Source organism: Legionella rowbothamii, assembly GCF_900639985.1.
Taxonomy (GTDB): domain Bacteria; phylum Pseudomonadota; class Gammaproteobacteria; order Legionellales; family Legionellaceae; genus Legionella; species Legionella rowbothamii.
The window spans coordinates 989,239-1,006,311 of sequence record NZ_CAAAIM010000001.1; the positions used below are offsets into that span (position 1 = coordinate 989,239).

The following is a 17,073-nucleotide window of genomic DNA, read 5'->3' on the forward strand; positions in this document are numbered from 1 at the left end:
CTCCGTAAATTTTAGAGGTAATAATGATAGCACGCTAGAACTTGGAATCCCAAGTCCATTGCGTGAAATTAGTTAGGATAATACGAAAAAATGCAATAGATTTTCTTCAAGGTAAACATTAGTGTTTGAAGTTTATGCGTGCTGCAACATTTTAATCTGTTCTATTAGCTGATCATAGCCCGCTTCCACATTGATGTAGTCATTTTTGGCTAAATAAATAGACAGTGAGCCATCATCCGTTGCCGTAGATTTTTGTAATACTCCATTATAACCTTTGCTTTTTAAACGTAAAAAATCACCAATTTTGGTTACCAGGTAAAAATTTCGATAATAGTTTCTCGGCACCATATGAATAGCTTGCGCATCATGTTGTAAGGAATTTCCAGGGAGATAATCTTTAAGTGAGTACGATGCATTATTATGTACCGCAACAACCTTACCCTTAGGTAATATTTGCTTTATTTTATTCGCTAATTTTTTAACTTCTCGATGAGCTTCTGGGCTGTATTGGCTAAGGCTAGTTAACGTTTTTTTAATACCGTTATCGGTAAAAATCCGATTAGGATCAAATTCATAACGTTTATTATGCAGATTAAACACAATGTTACGACCGCCAGAGTGGACTAATGTAATAAGGCTGCCACCTTCTCTCTTAACTACAGCTTGAGCTGCTTTTAGCGCCGTCTGTTCATTGTGGTGTACGTGAATGAATGTTTTACCTCGACCAACTGTGTGTTTAATCTCAACCTGTTCATCACCAACCATTACAAGATGGTTCATTGCATAGGTAAATTGAGAGAAAAATATTGAAACGAGTAAAAAATATCGCATAGATTCAATTCACGTTAATAGGAAAACTGGTCGCCATTGTATAATAATTGCCCTAAAAATACAACTTCATGCAAAGATGAGCTTCACAAAGCAGAGCAATCCCTCTACCATTAAGGCATTTGAATATAGGCCAGCTAATTTTATGCCAGAACTTATTTTATTCAACAAACCCTATGGAGTAGTCTGCCAATTTACTGGCGAGGAACATGATCATACATTGGCAGAGTTCATTGATATTCCTAATGTTTATGCGGCTGGACGATTGGATAAAAACAGTGAAGGATTATTGCTTTTAACTAGTGATGGTGCCTTACAGCATCGGTTAACGCACCCTAAGTTTAATAAGAAAAAATATTATTGGGTACAAGTTGAAGGGATGCCAACCGAGGCACAATTACAACCATTAAGAAAAGGCTTGGCACTTAAAGACGTCCGTTTTTTACCGGCCGATGTACGAGTGATTGACGAGCCCTCACTTTGGCCTCGGAATCCTCCTATTCGATTTAGACAAAGTATTCCTACTAGTTGGTTGGAAATTGTCTTATGTGAGGGGAAAAATCATCAAGTACGGCGCATGACTGCAGCTATTGGCTTTCCTACATTGAGGTTGGTGCGCCATCGAATTTGGGATTGGCAGCTCGATGAATTGAATCCCGGTGAGTTTAAAATTGTGCAGGTCTAGGCGCATAGAACACCCCTATCCTCATGCTCACTACCATTAATTCATGGCTTGTAGATTGGGCCTATGGCCCAAATCTTGGCTTCTTTTTTGGCTCAGTGCACCAATCAGTTCCCGTAGTGCGCTGCGCTAATATGGCTACATTTTTTATCGATACGCGAAACGGGGTAGGAGTGTATCTTCACCGAGTAAACGAATCCAAGGCCATAGGAACATACCCACAAAAGCACTTGCTACAGGCATAAATAAGCTGTATTTAAAACCAAGCAATGCGGTAATTAACGTAATAATTGCTTGATATAAGAGACAGAAAAAGCCGATTAAAAAGATTTGCTGCATCATTGAGAAAAATTGAAAGCGTCTGGATTTACTTGAGGCAATCCAAGTCACTAGCAATAAAGCAAAGGAATGTTCGCCGATCACTGTCGCCAACAACACATCAAGCATCAAACCTACAAACAATAAGGTGGCCTGATTAAAATTTCCTGGGAGAAAATATTCAATATACAATACCAACAACAAAACCCAGGGTGGTCTAAAGTCAGTAACTAATTCCGGCATAGGCAGTATTGATAAAATCAACGTAATCATAAATCCTACGGCTAAGCGTAAACGAAGATTCATTACATGGTCTCCTTGGCATTTAAACGCTCGTTAATTTGCGCGGTTAACTGCTCCTGCTCTTTATCCGGCCAGATTAATAAAACCAGACGATTACGGTTAAGAAGGGCTACCGGTCTTACTTTGACTTTCACAAAATCTTCGCCAGGAAGACTATTAACTTCGTCTACTCGTCCAACAGGATAACCTTCAGGATATCGTCTATCCAAACCTGAAGTAACTAATACATCACCAGGATGGATGGATGAGGTTTTAGGCAGGTTAATTAAAAATAAAGTTTCAATATCATTAGTACCAACCAAAATAGCCCGCTCCCCTGTTCGATTATTTCTTACAGGAACGGCACTTTTAGCGTCGGAAATCAATAATACAGTACTCGTTAAAGGGCCCACGTCAATGATCTGCCCCATCACCCCTTTAGCATCTAATATTGGCTGTCCAACATAAACACCATCGCGCTCACCTTTATTTAATACGACAATTTGTCGAGAGTCGCTGGTATCCACAGCAAGAATTTGCGCAGCCATTGCACGCATGTCGGCTTGTGAGGAGGTAAGTAATAATTCTTTAAGTTGAAAATTTTCTTTTTGAGTAACTAATAATTTTTGTAACTCAGCTTCTAACATTGCCTGTTGATAACGTAATCGCATGTTTTCATCAATTAACGCCTTTTTCGCGCTAACTAATGACTGGATCCAACCAAACACACGCACAGGGTAATCAACAGCGTATTGCAATGGAGCTACAATTAAAGAAAAACCACTACGAACACTATTTAAATAACGATAGTGGTAGTCAGAAAACATTAAGAAAACAGAAATAAGCAAAGCAAGCACAAATCCTATTGGATTGTGCCCGCCTCGGCTAAATAATCTGTTTCGATTATTATTCTGTTGAGAGGAAATCACCGCCACGTAAGTCCATGGTTTCTAAAGCTTTACCACCACCACGAGCAACGCAAGTTAGCGGATCTTCAGCGATTAATACAGGTAGACCAGTTTCTTCCATCAGCAGAAGATCAATATTTTTCAATAATGCCCCGCCTCCGGTTAATATCATACCACGCTCGGCAATATCAGCAGCTAATTCAGGTGGAGCCAATTCTAAAGCTGCTCTTACAGCCCCTACGATTCCTGATAAAGGTTCTTGTAGCGCTTCTAAGATTTCTGCACTAGTTAAAACAAAACTACGGGGCACACCTTCCGCAAGATTTCTTCCACGTACTTCGATTTCAAACAAATCACGACTTGGGAATGCAGAACCAATTTCATGCTTAATACGCTCAGCTGTTGTTTCACCAATAAGCGTACCGTAATTACGACGCACATAAGATACAATTGCATCGTCAAACTTATCTCCACCAATACGTACTGACTGGTGGTAAACGATACCACTTAAAGAGATAATCGCGACTTCCGTAGTACCACCACCGATATCGACAACCATCGAACCACTAGCATCTTCTACTGGCATTCCTGAACCTAGAGCAGCAGCCATTGGTTCTTCAATCAAAAATACTTCTCGAGCACCAGCACCCATAGCTGATTCACGAATTGCGCGGCGCTCAACTTGGGTAGAACCACAAGGAACACAAACCAGCACACGTGGGCTAGGACGCAAAAATTTATTTTCGTGAACTTTATGAATGAAATGCTGCAGCATTTTTTCAGTAACGAAAAAGTCAGCAATTACCCCATCCTTCATCGGTCTAATCGCATTAATGTTGCCTGGAGTTCTTCCAAGCATACGTTTTGCTTCTAGACCTACCGCTGCAACGCGCTTTTGACCTGATTCATTTCGCAATGCAACAACGGAGGGTTCGTTAAGGACAATCCCCTTATCCCTTACATAAATCAATGTGTTAGCGGTTCCCAAGTCAATCGATAAATCATTGGAGAACACGCCCCTTAATTTCCTGAACATAAGCAGCACTATCCCATTCTTTTTTTGTGCGTTACTTTATACTAATTTTGCGTAAAGATCGACTGTTCTAGGGCAACAATTTCAAATAAAAAAGTAAATTTTTTGTTCAACCAAATTTTCATCTTTCGCTTTTGCTGCCGCATCAATCACTTAAATGAACTTGTGTTTAAGTTTAAAACACATGGCAATATTAAATATGTAGTTTCGGAGTATGTAAATTTCTTCATTAGTAGCTATAACAATAACGAGAGATTTGCTTACACGTGGCTAAAGTAACACGTAGGCTGGGTTGTTAAGCCAAGCAAAACTGTTCATGCTGCCCCCAATGCTGGGCTTAACAACCCAGCCTACAACAGGGGTAGAGAATTAGAGTTAAGATTAATTAATAACAAATATTTCGTTTAATTTTTCTTTATTTGCGGTCACAAAACGCTGCCCTATACCTTTCACCTCCGAAAGTTCTTCAATTGATTTAAAACCTTGGTGACTGGTGCGATAAGCAATAATTGCCTCAGCTCGTTTCTTGCCTATACCTTTAAAAGAACCAATTAAAGAAGATACATCCGCTTTATTGAGGTCAATTTTTTTGGAAGCAAGAGAAGTTTGTTTTTCGGGATTAACGCTGTGAGTTGTGCCTGCATGAGCAGCCAGGTTTACTGCCAATAATGATAATGCAGCAGCAAGTATTTGTGCTTTCATAAATTTCTCCTAATTGTTGGACTAAAAGACCCGTTCCAGGGCCAACAGCAGTATCCCAATATTTGTGGGAGCTGTCTAGAATTTTTTGGATGCTTTAGAGGGAATTGTTCAAGCAAGCGTGAATGAGAGAATAAAACGTTTAAAACTTAAAACAAAAAACCGTCATTGCGAGAAGCATAATGACAAAGTAACCCGGAGTGTGCGGGACACAACCCAGGGGTACTTCACTGCGTTCGCAATGACGGCTATTTTTCAGACGATCGACTTATACAAAACATAAGCCACGCAAGCGGTTAGCTTTTCCACCATATCTAAATGTAAAAATTCGTTCGGACCATGAGCATTGGAATGTGGGCCTAATACTCCGGTAATCATAAACTGGGCATCAGGGAACTTTTCGCCCAACATTCCCATAAAGGGAATAGTTCCACCCTCGCCCATATAAGCAGCAGGCTTGCCATAGTAGATTTGAGAAGCATCATCCGCAGCAGCCTCCAACCAGGGGGAAAGCTTAGGTGCATTCCAACCTTTGGAGCCATCTTCTATGGAGAAATGGATTTTAGCATTATACGGAGGAGCTTGGGTTAATGTTTCGTGAATTGCTGCGGCAGCAATTTTGGGATTTACAAGAGGAGGTAGACGCATCGATAATTTTAATGCAGTCAATGGACGCATCACATTACCGGCATTGGCAATGGGAGGGAACCCATCGGCTCCAGTTACTGTTAATGCAGGACGCCAGGTACGATTTAAAATTAGTTCTTGTCTATTCTGAACTACAGGCTCTACTCCATCATGCCAAGGAAACTCATCATAAACATGATTACCTAAAGCCTCTGCACAATGAAGCGCTTGTGTTACACGCTCATCAGGAACATCGCAGTATAGCTGCGGCAGCTTAATCGTGCCTGTTGTTTCATCTTCCAGCCGATTAATTAGTTGGCGAGCAACTCTAAAACTATCGGCCACAATACCACTGGCACTCCCTGAGTGGACACCTTCACTGATTAGCTCCACAGACAACTCGCCTACGACATTTCCGCGTAAAGATGTAGTCATCCATAACTGCTCGTAGTTACCTGCTCCAGAATCAAGGCAAATCACTAATTTTGGCTGACCGATGCGTTCCTTCAATAATTCGATGTAATAAGGCAAATCATAACTGCCACTTTCTTCACAAGCCTCAATAATCAATACACAACGAGGGAAAGGAAGGCCTTGCTCTTCCAAGGCACGAATTGCCGTTAAGGAAGCATAGGCGGAATAGCCATCATCAGCAGCACCTCGCCCATATAAACGCCCATCTTTGAGCACCGGCTTCCAAGGATGTAAATCCTCATGCCATCCCGACATTTCTGGTTGTTTATCCAAATGGCCGTACATTAATACGGTTTCATCAATTTTTCCGGGTATTTCCATAAAAATCAATGGAGTACGCCCTTCTAAGCGCATAACTTCTAATTGCATACCTTGGGGAGCATGTGCTTTACACCAATCAGCAATATGATCTACTGCCTGATCCATCAATCCATGCTCTTTCCATTTCGCATCAAAATGAGGTGACTTGTTTGGAATTTTAATGTAATCACATAAACTGGGAAGAATCTCTTCCTGCCATTGCTGTCGAATAAAATCATACAGCGCTTGGGGATTGAACATGTATTTGCTCCTCAATAATAACCACAATCTGTTCCGTAGCTGATTTGATTTTTAACGCTTTAATTTTATTAAAAATCTCATCCTTGTTTTTTTCGAGATCACTCAGAGCTTGCACTAAAGTCTCTGCATTCAAGGAGCGGTCATCAATGACAAAACTAATACCCAATCCTTGAAAATACTTGGCATTTTGAATTTGGTCCCCACGACTAACCTGTGCCGATAAAGGGATTAAAATGTGAGGCTTGCCTAAGGCCAGTAATTCATACAGTGAATTTGCTCCTGCACGGGATACAACCACTGATGCAGCAGCAAATAAATCGGCTAACTCTTCATTTGCATATTCAAATTGTTTATAGCCAGCAACATTCATCAATGCATCCTCCTTTTTTCCCTTACCACAAAGATGAATGACTTGATAGTTCTGGGTTAACCGGGGTAAAGCCTCACGAATACTACGATTAATTGACCCTGCCCCCAAACTTCCACCAATAGCTAAAAGACAGGGCTTTTCCGTATTAAACTCACATAATGCCAGTCCTGCAGCACTGTTTCCGGAAAATAATTGCTCACGAATGGGTGTTCCCGTTACTTCTATTTTTTCCTGATTTTTAAAATGCTTTTTGCCAGCCTCAAAAGTAAGGCAGATTTTATTCACAAAAGGGAAACATAGACGATTCGCAAGCCCCGGGCTCATATCCGACTCATGAGCGACTACAGGAATACGGTTTAACCAAGCCCCGACGACTACAGGAAAAGCAACAAAACCACCTTTTGAAAACACTACATCGGGCTTTAACTTGGCAAGTAATAAAAATGCTTGAAAAATACCTAAAATGATTTTGAACGGATCCAATAAATTCTTAACGCTTAAATAGCGTCGCAATTTACCGCTTTTCACAGAATAAAATGGAATACCAAGTGGCTTGATCATTTCACTCTCAATGCCCTCAGCAGAACCTACATAAGCGATATCCCATCCCTTATGACGAAACTCTTGAATCAACGCAATATTAGGCGCTACATGGCCTGCAGTTCCGCCTCCGGTAAAAAGGATACTTGGCATCATAATATTTCCCTAATCAATAAGCTTAAATCAATTGCTTGGATGGATTTAGTAATTGCTCCAACAGAAATAAAATCTACTCCAGATGCTGCTATTTTGGCAATATTTTCAAGAGTAATTCCTCCGGAGGCCTCTAAAGTACATTGGTTAGATTGATTAATACGTACTGCCTCAGTAAGCATTTCCAAACTAAAATTGTCGAGCAATATTCGGTCAGGTTTTGCAGCCAGCGCCTCTAGTAATTCATCTAAAGTTTCAACCTCGGTCTCTACTAGAATAGTATTTTGAGTCTGTCTTGCCAAAGCAATAGCTTTAGCTACTGAGCCACATGCCCTTATATGATTCTCTTTAATCAAAAAGGCATCATAAAGCCCCATACGATGATTTACTCCACCACCGCAGGTCACTGCATATTTTTGGGCCACACGTAGTCCAGGTAAGGTCTTTCGGGTATCTAATAAACGCGTCTTAGTACCTTTTAGTTGTTCCACATAATGGTATGTTTGTGTTGCAGTTGCAGACAGAGTTTGTAAGAAATTGAGCGCAGTACGCTCCGCAGTTAACATACTGCGTGCCGATCCAGAAATACGGCATAAGGTAGTCGGCTTAGCTAACCAAGTTCCTTCAGTTACCAGCCAATTAAGCTTAATGTTCTTATCAATCTGGTTAAATACTTCATTAACCCAAGGTTGACCACAAATGAGCATCGGTTCTCGTGAAATAATTTCGGCTTCGGCCATTAAGTGTTCTGGTAATAAGGCCGCGGTAACATCCCCAGTGCCTACATCTTCTTGCAACGCATGAGTTACATCAATCTGTACTTGTGATAAGTGTTTATTCATTTACAGTGCCTTTTTTTCCTGCATTACAAAACGCGCTTTTAATAATGGAGGAGCAATAAAAGTAGTGATCATAACCATTAATACAATCGCTGAAAACAAGTCATCAGAAATTACTCCTAGAGTGCGTCCAATAGAAGCAAAAACTAATCCTACCTCACCTCGAGGCAACATCCCAATACCAATAAGCAATCGATCGTCTTTAGCACTAGCTCCCAAACCACTCACCAGTTTTCCAATAACTGCAGCAATAATTAAACCCAAAGCTAAAATAATCACATTCCAATGGAAAAAACTTTCCAATTTGACTTGAATGCCAACCAAAATGAAAAACATGGGAGCCAATATGGTTTCTAAGGGGGATAATAAATGATAAATAGAGCGATGAACCTTCTCTTTCGAATTGACTTCAAGCGATTTAAAATAATCGTCATGCAGAATAACACCCGCTGTAAATGCCCCAATAATCGTTGCCAACTGGATAAACGAAGCAAACCACGAAAGCAGCATGATAAATAAAAATGAGATAAATAACTTAGCTTCCCAAGGTTCAAGAAAACGGAAAAAATGAATGGAACGACGTAAAATGAAAGGACCTAATAGTAGGGCGCTGATAAAAAAGAGTATAGAAGCCATAACAATACGTAGCACCACCATAAAATCGACAGCACCATTAATTACTACCGAGCTAACCACCGCTAAAATGATTAAACCCAAGACGTCATCCAACATCGCTGCCCCAAGAATGGTGCGGGCCTCTCGCGTACGTAATTTTTTCATTTCTGCCAGAACACGGGCGGTAATCCCGATGCTCGTGGCGCTTAAGGTAGCCGCAATAAATAAATCAGCTTGGAAAGAAGCTTCGGGCATTAATAAAAAAGCTACGCCAAACCCAAGAAGCATCGGCACAACCACACCAATAATTGCCACAAGTAATGAATCACGTCCCGTATGCTTTAACTCTTCAATGGAACTTTCTAAGCCCACCATAAATAAGAGGAAAATAACGCCATAGCGTGAAAAAATATCCACAACATAGGCAATTTTAAGATAATCAGCACCTCGAGGACTGCCTAAAGCAGCAATGACTTGTTGGGCATGCTCAGGATTAGAAATGATCTGTGTTACCGCGGTATTTAGGGGAACACCGTTTAAAAGTTCGCGGACAATATCAAAAGTGGCCGCCCCTTCGCGTAATAAAATAATTAATTGAAAACCATAAAAGTAAAACAGATTGCCAATCAATACCCCCATGAGCAGCTCACCAAGCACACTGGGCTGGTTTAAACGTCTGGCGATATATCGTCCAAGAATGGCGAAGAAAAATATAGTAGTGACGCCAAGTAATACAAAGGTTATGGGATCGGCTTCTTCTCCTGCTGGAGATGCAAATGCCACAACCGGACTTAATACGGCTAAAAATAACCACCATTTACGATGCTGCATTAAACTAGACCTCTCTGATAAATTTTGGCATGATGCTAATTGATGTTGTCTATGTTGGGGCTTGAAGCTGTGTTCGTCAAGCTTGGAGGGAAGGTGTTTAATCTCTCCCCCCTACCCTGGCCCTCAAGTAAAGAAATTTTGCAGTGACGTAGGTTAGGCCCATGGCTCAACATGGAGCTCTGGGGCGAATCGATGCCCTTGTTGGGCCATGGGCCCAACCTACAACTCATTGACTCAATAACAGTAAGAGTGGAGAGAAAGCCTGCCAGTCCAATATCTATTTATGCTTCGCTAAAAACAAGCAGGTTTCCAAGACGGAATCTGGATTTAATGAAACACTTTCAATTCCTTCATTCATCAGCCATTGGGCAAAATCCTGATGATCTGAAGGCCCCTGACCACAGATTCCGATATATTTACCTGCTGCTTTACAGGTTGAAATCGCCATATGTAATAAAGCTTTAACAGCGTCATTGCGCTCATCAAACTGAGCGGCAACCAACCCTGAATCCCGATCCAAACCTAAAGTTAACTGCGTCAAATCATTAGAGCCTATTGAAAAACCATCAAAATACTCTAAAAACTCTTTAGCTAATAAGGCATTGGAAGGAAGCTCACACATCATAATTACTCTTAACCCATGCTTACCACGCTCAAGACCGTTTTGCTTTAATACCTCAATAACATTAGCAGCCTCAGACACTGTACGCACAAATGGAATCATTACTTCAACATTGGTCAAACCCATTTCCTCACGTACACGGCGCACGGCTTTACATTCTAAAGCAAAACAATCGGCGAACTCTGGAGAAACATAACGTGATGCACCTCTAAAACCTATCATTGGGTTTTCTTCATGTGGTTCGTACAATGAGCCACCAGTAAGATTAGCATACTCATTGGATTTAAAATCAGACAAACGAACAATTACGGGTTTTGGATAAAAAGCAGAGGCAATTGTTGCTATTCCCTCTTTTAAACGCTCGATATAATACTCAACTGGAGAATCATAAGCTGCTGTCTTTTCACTTATAAATTTCTTCAGTTCTTTATCTTGTAGGCGGTCAAAATCCAATAAAGCGCGCGGGTGAATTCCAATAGTATTGGAAATAAGGAACTCCAAACGCGCCAAACCAACTCCTGAATTAGGGATCGATTGAAAGGTAAATGCACGCTCAGGATTGCCCACGTTTAACATAACCTTCATTGGTAATTCAGGCATAGTTTCTACATCAAGCTGTATTTGCTCAAACGGTAACAAGCCCTCATAAACAAAACCAGTGTCACCTTCAGCACAACTTACAGTTACTTCATCACCATCGCGAATCGTTTTGGTTGCATCACCGCACCCTACAACCGCAGGAATACCTAACTCACGAGCAATAATTGCAGCATGACAGGTTCTACCTCCACGATTGGTAACAATCGCTGAGGCGCGTTTCATTACGGGTTCCCAATCCGGATCAGTCATATCAGAAACAAGTACATCACCTGGTTGTACGCGATCCATTTCACTGACATCGCGAATAATACGTGCCTTGCCTTGGCCGATACGCTGTCCAATACTGCGGCCTTCTGCTAATACCTCACCCTGCTTTTGCAGTGTATATCGCTCGAGTATTTGCTTATTGTCACGACTTTTAACCGTTTCTGGGCGTGCTTGTAAAATATATAGCTTGCCGTTGGTTCCATCTTTTGCCCATTCAATATCCATGGGACGACCATAATGTTTCTCAATAATCATAGCTTGGCGTGCCAAACTTTCTATTTCCGTAGGCATCAAAGAAAATAACAGGCGTTCAGCGGCATCAACATCAACTGTTTTAACACGACGATTTTGACTTGGATCATCACAGTAAACCATTTTTAATGCCTTACTGCCGAGATTTTTACGAATAATTGCGGGTTTACCTGCTTGTAAACCGGGTTTGTGAACATAAAACTCATCTGGGTTTACCGCACCCTGCACTACCATTTCACCTAAACCATAAGATGAGGTAATGAATACGACTTGATCAAAACCTGACTCCGTATCCATGGTAAACATCACACCACTCACAGCTAAATCGCTGCGCACCATTTGCTGGATACCCGCAGATAAAGCAACATCATGGTGCTCAAACTCGTGGTGGGTACGATAAGCTATCGCTCGATCATTAAAGAGAGAAGCAAAAACAAGCTTAATGGACTCTAAAATAGCATCAATGCCTTTAACATTTAAAAAAGTTTCTTGCTGGCCAGCAAATGAGGCATCAGGCAAATCTTCTGCCGTAGCGGAAGAGCGAACGGCAACACTAAAATCATCATGGCCAATCGCTTGAGACATCTTTTGATAAGCAGTATGTACTTCCTGCTCAAACTCGGAGGTAAACGGCGTGTTAATCACCATGTCTCTAATTTCTTTACCCACAGTGGCTAATTGATGTACGTCATCGGTATTCAGTGTGGATAGTTTTGCATAAATTTTCTTATCAAGACCATCTTGGGATAGGAATTCTTTAAACGAATCAGCCGTAGTGGCAAAGCCTCCTGGAACAGCAACTCCCGCCGAAGACAAATGACTAATCATCTCACCTAATGAGGCATTTTTACCGCCCACCTGCTCTAGGTCACGCATGCCAAGCTGTGCTAAATCAATAATATGTGTTTTGATTGCCATAACTACCCCTACCTCATATCCATAAAGTGAACGCCATTCTACTGAAATTATGATGCTATTGGAATGCGCGCGTTTAACCAGTCTTCAATCAGGTAAATGCCGATTACTACCCATTAGCCTCACGAAACTCCCGTATACTATGGCAAGAAGAACCCCAACACCTACGGCGACGACTAAATCCACAAAGATAGTGAGGAAAAACGTCACCAATAAAATAACAATCTCTGCACGTGGAGCATGTTGAATTATCTGAACAAAATGCTTCACCTCACTCATATTCCATGCCACTACGAATAAGACTGCCGCAAGTGCTGTAAGTGGAATATTCACTGCTAAAGGCGCTAAAAAGAGAATAATTAGCACTAAGGTAAAGACATGGATAATTCCTGCTAAGGGACTATTTGCTCCATTACGAATATTTGTTGCCGTACGCGCAATTGCTCCTGTTGCAGCAAAACCACCAAATAATGGGGCAAAAATATTAGCAATACCTTGCCCAACCAACTCACGGTTTGAATTATGTTTTGTTCCTGCCATACCGTCAGCAACTACGGCAGACAATAAAGATTCAATAGCGCCTAACATCGCAATAGTAAGGGCGGGCCCCATCAGTTCAATAATGCGATGAACCGTAATCTCTGGAACTTCAAAGCTGGGTAGGCCTTGAGGGATTCCACCAAACATCGAACCGATAGTTGCTACCCCCTCAAATTGAAATAGAGACTGCAAAGATGTAACTACTAATAGGGCAACTAAGGGTCCAGGAACTCGTTTTAATCCTGGAATTTTATTAGAAAAAAGAACGAGCGCTAAAGCAAGCAACCCTAAACCAGTGGTAATGAAATCCAGGTGAGGGAACGAATTTAATAAGTACCATAATTTTTCATGAAAATGCCCGCTTCCACCGGAAGAAAAACCAAAGAAATAATGCCACTGTCCTACCCAGATCACCACGGCAATACCTGCTGTAAAACCAACGATTACCGAATTAGGGATAAACTTAATAAGTCCCCCTAAACGCGCCAAGCCAAAAAAAAGCAAAATAAAGCCAGCCATCAACGTTGAAATTTGTAAACCAGAAATTCCATATTTTGCAGTGATTCCTGAGAGAACAACAATAAAGGCCCCTGTAGGTCCAGCGATCTGTAAACGACTGCCGCCCATGATTGAAACAATCAATCCAGCAACAATTGCGGTATACAAACCTTGTTCTGGTTTAGCACCGGATGCAATTGCAAAAGCCATAGCGAGGGGTAAAGCAACAATCCCAACAATCAAGCCTGAAATTATATTTTGCAGCCAGTACTTACGATGAAATAAGCCTTCCTGATAAGATTCAATGATAGTTTTCATAAGAATGAGATAAAATCTGAGTTAAATAAAATTGCTGACATTATAAGCACACAAGCAAGAAAAATGTCATATTCTTCTCAAGATTTACGTCTATAAAAGACTATTTTAATACCCACAGAAAAAGAAAATATGATCTAAGTATATATAAATAATCTTTATGTTCAATTTTTAATCACAAAAACATTTTCTACAGATAATTTGGCTCTCTAGAATTCACATCTTGCCTCGCATCTAATATCATATGTGCTTTCTTATCAGGGGCAAGCTACTTATGACTCTAACTCCTTTAAACGCCATCTCCCCTATAGACGGCCGCTACCTCAACAAAACCCGGGCTTTGAGTCCCTATTTTAGCGAGTTTGCCTTAATCTATTATCGATTAATGGTTGAAATTCGCTGGTTTGAATCTTTAGCAGCCAATGACTCGATTCCTGAAGTACCCAAGTTGAATCCAGAAACTAAGGATTACCTCAATCAAATCATTGCTAATTTTGATGAAGCCGAAGCACAGAAAGTCAAAGACTTTGAGCGTCAAACAAACCATGATGTGAAAGCTGTTGAATATTACCTCAAAGAGAAATTCCTGAATAACGAGCATTTGAAAAACGTAACAGCGTTTATTCATTTTGCCAGCACCTCAGAAGACATCAACAACCTGGCTTATGCCTTAATGGTAAAACAGGCGATCGCACAAGTGATCCAACCTACCCTGGCAGAAATCATGGGGGGGATTACGCTTCTTGGTAAACAACACGGCGACATACCTATGTTGGCAAGAACACACGGCCAACCCGCTACCCCAACAACTATGGGTAAAGAGTTAGTGAATTTTGTAGCTCGTCTGAAAAGACCACAGCAACAATTAGCTGAGGTGTTAATCCCTGGTAAATTCAATGGCGCGGTGGGTAACTATAATGCCCATGTGGTTGCCTATCCAGAAGTAGATTGGCGCAAGCACTGCTCTAATTTTGTGACTTCTTTAGGCCTATCTTTCAATGCCTATACCACCCAGATTGAACCGCATGATGGTTTAGCAGAAGTATCACAGATTATGGTGCGCATAAATAACATTCTCTTGGATTACACCCAAGACGTATGGAGTTATATCTCTCTAGGCTACTTTAAGCAAAAAACCGTAGCTGAAGAAGTTGGCTCATCCACCATGCCTCATAAAGTGAACCCAATCGATTTTGAAAATGCTGAAGGTAACTTAGGTTTGGCGAATTCACTATTCATTCACTTTGCGAACAAGCTAACCCAATCGCGATTACAGCGCGATTTGTCAGATTCTACCGTACTCCGTAATATTGGTGTGGCATTTTCTTACAGTTTAATTGCTTATCTTTCCGTTGTTAAAGGGAATGATAAACTGCAAATTAATAAACGCGCACTGCAGGATGATTTAAAAACCAACTGGGAAGTCTTGGCAGAAGCCATACAGACCATGATGCGTCGTTATAATGTTCCAGATGCCTATGAGCAACTAAAAGCATTAACTCGCGGCCAAGGAATTGATGGAATCAGTTTGCAACAATTTATTCAAACCTTATCAATCCCCGAGGAAGCTAAAGAACAACTGGCGAAGCTAACCCCTGAAAATTATATTGGTTTGGCAGCACAACTTGTTAAGGCATTTTCATGACAGGAACTTTATCGCAACAAGGGCAAACGTTTGAATTCGATGTTCTTGTTATCGGTACAGGATTAGCAGGACTACAATACTGCCTGCAATTACTAAGCATGCAACCACGTGTAAAGATTGCTCTGATTAGTAAAGCAGAAGCATTTGAGTGTAACAGCCGCTATGCTCAAGGAGGAATTGCAGCTGCTTTTTCAGCAGAAGACTCTTTGGAATCTCATATCTCAGATACCTTAATTGCTGGCGATGGGTTGTGTTACCCGCCAGCAGTAGAGTTTATTATTCGCCAGGGGCCGGAAACAATTAGCCAACTGAATCAATATTCAGTGCATTTTAAAAAAGATGCTAATGGTGAATTTAACCTTGCTCAAGAAGGTGGACACTCCCATCGGCGTATATTCAATTGCGGCGACCAAACAGGTTTATCAATTACCCAAACGATGAATCAATTAGCCCGCCAGCATGAGCAAATTCACTTCTTTGAACATCATGTCGCAGTGAACTTAATTACCCAGTACCATCCGCATCGAACGGATACCCAGGGCGAGGTGCTTGGCGCATACATTTTAGATTGTAACAATAATCTTATTCATACCTTTTTAGCTAACAGCGTGATATTAGCTACTGGTGGCGCGGGCAAAACCTATCGCTATACAACAAACCCGATGGTGGCAACTGGTGATGGGGTTGCCATGGCATACCGAGCGGGGGCTCGTGTGGGCAACATGGAGTTTTATCAATTCCATCCCACCCTTTTACATCACCATTCGTTGAATAACTTTTTGATTTCTGAAGCCGTGCGTGGTGAAGGCGCTATTCTTAAAAATGCTGAAACTGGGGCACGCTTTATGCAACACTATGCACCACAGCAAATGGAACTGGCGACCCGTGATGTAGTCGCTCGTGCTATTTTTAGCGAAATTGAACGCAGCCAAGGTGGTTATGTTTATCTGGATATCACCCATCAACCTAAAAGTTTCCTGGAAAAGCGTTTTCCCCAAATTTATACCACACTCATGTCTATTGGCATTGACATGAGTCAGGACATGATCCCTGTGGTACCCGCAGCACATTATCAATGTGGTGGCGTACTTACAGACATTGACGGACGAACAGATTTAAAACGATTATATGCTATTGGTGAAGTAGCCTTTACAGGTTTGCATGGAGCCAATCGCTTGGCCAGTAATTCCTTATTAGAAGCTTTGGTAATGGGATCTAATGCGGCACGTTGTACACTAAAAGATATTTCCTCTCCCTGGAAATATACCGCCCACATCCCTAACTGGAGTTCACCTGGTGAAGTTAATACCAGGCGCGCGAGCCAAATTAACGCCCAATGGCGCGGTTTACGTGGCGAAATGACATCCTACGCGGGTATAGTACGCACTGAAGCTGGTCTGCAAGATGTACTACAATTAATAATGAATCGTAAGAAAGTAATTGAAGAGTATTACTGGAAACATTGCATTACCCGAGATTTTATTGAATTAAGAAATATTATTCTTAATGCCGAATTAATTGTCCGCGCAGCCTTATCACGCCGGGAGTCACGTGGTGGCCACTACCGAGAAGATTATCCAGACAAGAAACCCCAAGCACAAGAAAGCATTGCCAAAATGGGATTAATGGACATTGCGGAATAATAGAACGAGTCGATTA

General features: G+C 41.3%; 13 protein-coding genes and 1 pseudogene. 3 read left to right on the top strand and 11 right to left on the bottom strand.

The genetic code is table 11. The features are described from left to right. Positions 1-132 precede the first annotated feature (132 nt). Positions 133-831 (bottom strand): protein tyrosine phosphatase, encoded by a 699-nt coding sequence (locus E1P08_RS04160; RefSeq protein WP_207387331.1) that lies wholly within the window; start codon positions 829-831, stop codon positions 133-135. Positions 832-973: 142 nt separating this feature from the next. Here E1P08_RS04160 and E1P08_RS04165 point away from each other — a divergent pair, with 142 nt between their 5' ends. Next, the gene (locus tag E1P08_RS04165; protein ID WP_133135735.1) at positions 974-1,513 is read left to right on the top strand and encodes a pseudouridine synthase; all 540 of its coding nucleotides are present in this window, start codon (positions 974-976) and stop codon (positions 1,511-1,513) included. 144 nt (positions 1,514-1,657) lie between these two features. Here E1P08_RS04165 and mreD read toward each other — a convergent pair whose 3' ends face one another. From mreD to E1P08_RS04215, 10 genes and pseudogenes are all read right to left on the bottom strand, one after another. Further along, positions 1,658-2,134, bottom strand: a complete 477-nt coding sequence (mreD, locus tag E1P08_RS04170; protein WP_133135736.1) for a rod shape-determining protein MreD — start codon at positions 2,132-2,134, stop codon at positions 1,658-1,660. Beyond that, on the bottom strand, positions 2,134-3,039 hold the full coding sequence (gene mreC / locus E1P08_RS04175) for a rod shape-determining protein MreC (RefSeq protein WP_133135997.1): 906 nt from the start codon (positions 3,037-3,039) through the stop codon (positions 2,134-2,136). The genes mreD and mreC overlap by 1 nt, the downstream gene beginning before the upstream one ends. Beyond that, on the bottom strand, positions 3,017-4,054 hold the full coding sequence (locus tag E1P08_RS04180) for a rod shape-determining protein (RefSeq protein ID WP_058535650.1): 1,038 nt from the start codon (positions 4,052-4,054) through the stop codon (positions 3,017-3,019). The genes mreC and E1P08_RS04180 overlap by 23 nt, the downstream gene beginning before the upstream one ends. A gap of 378 nt (positions 4,055-4,432) precedes the next feature. Then, positions 4,433-4,753 (bottom strand): ComEA family DNA-binding protein, encoded by a 321-nt coding sequence (locus tag E1P08_RS04185; RefSeq protein ID WP_133135737.1) that lies wholly within the window; start codon positions 4,751-4,753, stop codon positions 4,433-4,435. 252 nt (positions 4,754-5,005) lie between these two features. Next, entirely contained in the window at positions 5,006-6,412 is a 1,407-nt protein-coding gene (locus E1P08_RS04190) for a M20 family metallopeptidase (RefSeq protein WP_133135738.1), read from the bottom strand. Continuing rightward, entirely contained in the window at positions 6,387-7,478 is a 1,092-nt protein-coding gene (locus tag E1P08_RS04195; protein WP_133135739.1) for an undecaprenyldiphospho-muramoylpentapeptide beta-N-acetylglucosaminyltransferase, read from the bottom strand. The genes E1P08_RS04190 and E1P08_RS04195 overlap by 26 nt, the downstream gene beginning before the upstream one ends. Continuing rightward, positions 7,475-8,317, bottom strand: a complete 843-nt coding sequence (gene nadC / locus E1P08_RS04200; protein WP_133135740.1) for a carboxylating nicotinate-nucleotide diphosphorylase — start codon at positions 8,315-8,317, stop codon at positions 7,475-7,477. Before nadC ends, E1P08_RS04195 begins: the two co-directional genes overlap by 4 nt. Then, the gene (locus E1P08_RS04205) at positions 8,318-9,760 is read right to left on the bottom strand and encodes a cation:proton antiporter (RefSeq protein WP_133135741.1); all 1,443 of its coding nucleotides are present in this window, start codon (positions 9,758-9,760) and stop codon (positions 8,318-8,320) included. Positions 9,761-10,037: 277 nt separating this feature from the next. After that, a complete protein-coding gene (ppsA, locus tag E1P08_RS04210) occupies positions 10,038-12,419 on the bottom strand; it encodes a phosphoenolpyruvate synthase (protein WP_133135742.1) in 2,382 nt (793 codons plus the stop codon). A 111-nt stretch (positions 12,420-12,530) separates the two neighbouring features. Further along, positions 12,531-13,772: pseudogene (locus E1P08_RS04215) on the bottom strand (SulP family inorganic anion transporter); the annotation flags it as partial. Positions 13,773-14,043: 271 nt separating this feature from the next. Between E1P08_RS04215 and purB the strand changes: the two are divergent. Together purB and nadB are read left to right on the top strand one after the other, a co-directional pair. Continuing rightward, a complete protein-coding gene (purB, locus tag E1P08_RS04220) occupies positions 14,044-15,414 on the top strand; it encodes an adenylosuccinate lyase (protein WP_133135743.1) in 1,371 nt (456 codons plus the stop codon). Further along, positions 15,411-17,057, top strand: coding sequence for an L-aspartate oxidase (gene nadB, locus E1P08_RS04225; RefSeq protein ID WP_133135744.1), 1,647 nt, complete (start codon positions 15,411-15,413; stop codon positions 17,055-17,057). The genes purB and nadB overlap by 4 nt, the downstream gene beginning before the upstream one ends. Positions 17,058-17,073: the final 16 nt, after the last annotated feature.

Bases quoted from the DNA above. Each gene is read 5' to 3' on its own strand.
- E1P08_RS04160 (WP_207387331.1), bottom strand. From the start codon at position 831: ATGCGATATTTTTTACTCGTTTCAATATTTTTCTCTCAATTTACCTAT.
- E1P08_RS04165 (WP_133135735.1), top strand. From the start codon at position 974: ATGCCAGAACTTATTTTATTCAACAAACCCTATGGAGTAGTCTGCCAA.
- mreD (WP_133135736.1), bottom strand. From the start codon at position 2,134: ATGAATCTTCGTTTACGCTTAGCCGTAGGATTTATGATTACGTTGATT.
- E1P08_RS04180 (WP_058535650.1), bottom strand. From the start codon at position 4,054: ATGTTCAGGAAATTAAGGGGCGTGTTCTCCAATGATTTATCGATTGAC.
- E1P08_RS04185 (WP_133135737.1), bottom strand. From the start codon at position 4,753: ATGAAAGCACAAATACTTGCTGCTGCATTATCATTATTGGCAGTAAAC.
- E1P08_RS04190 (WP_133135738.1), bottom strand. From the start codon at position 6,412: ATGTTCAATCCCCAAGCGCTGTATGATTTTATTCGACAGCAATGGCAG.
- E1P08_RS04195 (WP_133135739.1), bottom strand. From the start codon at position 7,478: ATGATGCCAAGTATCCTTTTTACCGGAGGCGGAACTGCAGGCCATGTA.
- nadC (WP_133135740.1), bottom strand. From the start codon at position 8,317: ATGAATAAACACTTATCACAAGTACAGATTGATGTAACTCATGCGTTG.
- E1P08_RS04205 (WP_133135741.1), bottom strand. From the start codon at position 9,760: ATGCAGCATCGTAAATGGTGGTTATTTTTAGCCGTATTAAGTCCGGTT.
- ppsA (WP_133135742.1), bottom strand. From the start codon at position 12,419: ATGGCAATCAAAACACATATTATTGATTTAGCACAGCTTGGCATGCGT.
- purB (WP_133135743.1), top strand. From the start codon at position 14,044: ATGACTCTAACTCCTTTAAACGCCATCTCCCCTATAGACGGCCGCTAC.
- nadB (WP_133135744.1), top strand. From the start codon at position 15,411: ATGACAGGAACTTTATCGCAACAAGGGCAAACGTTTGAATTCGATGTT.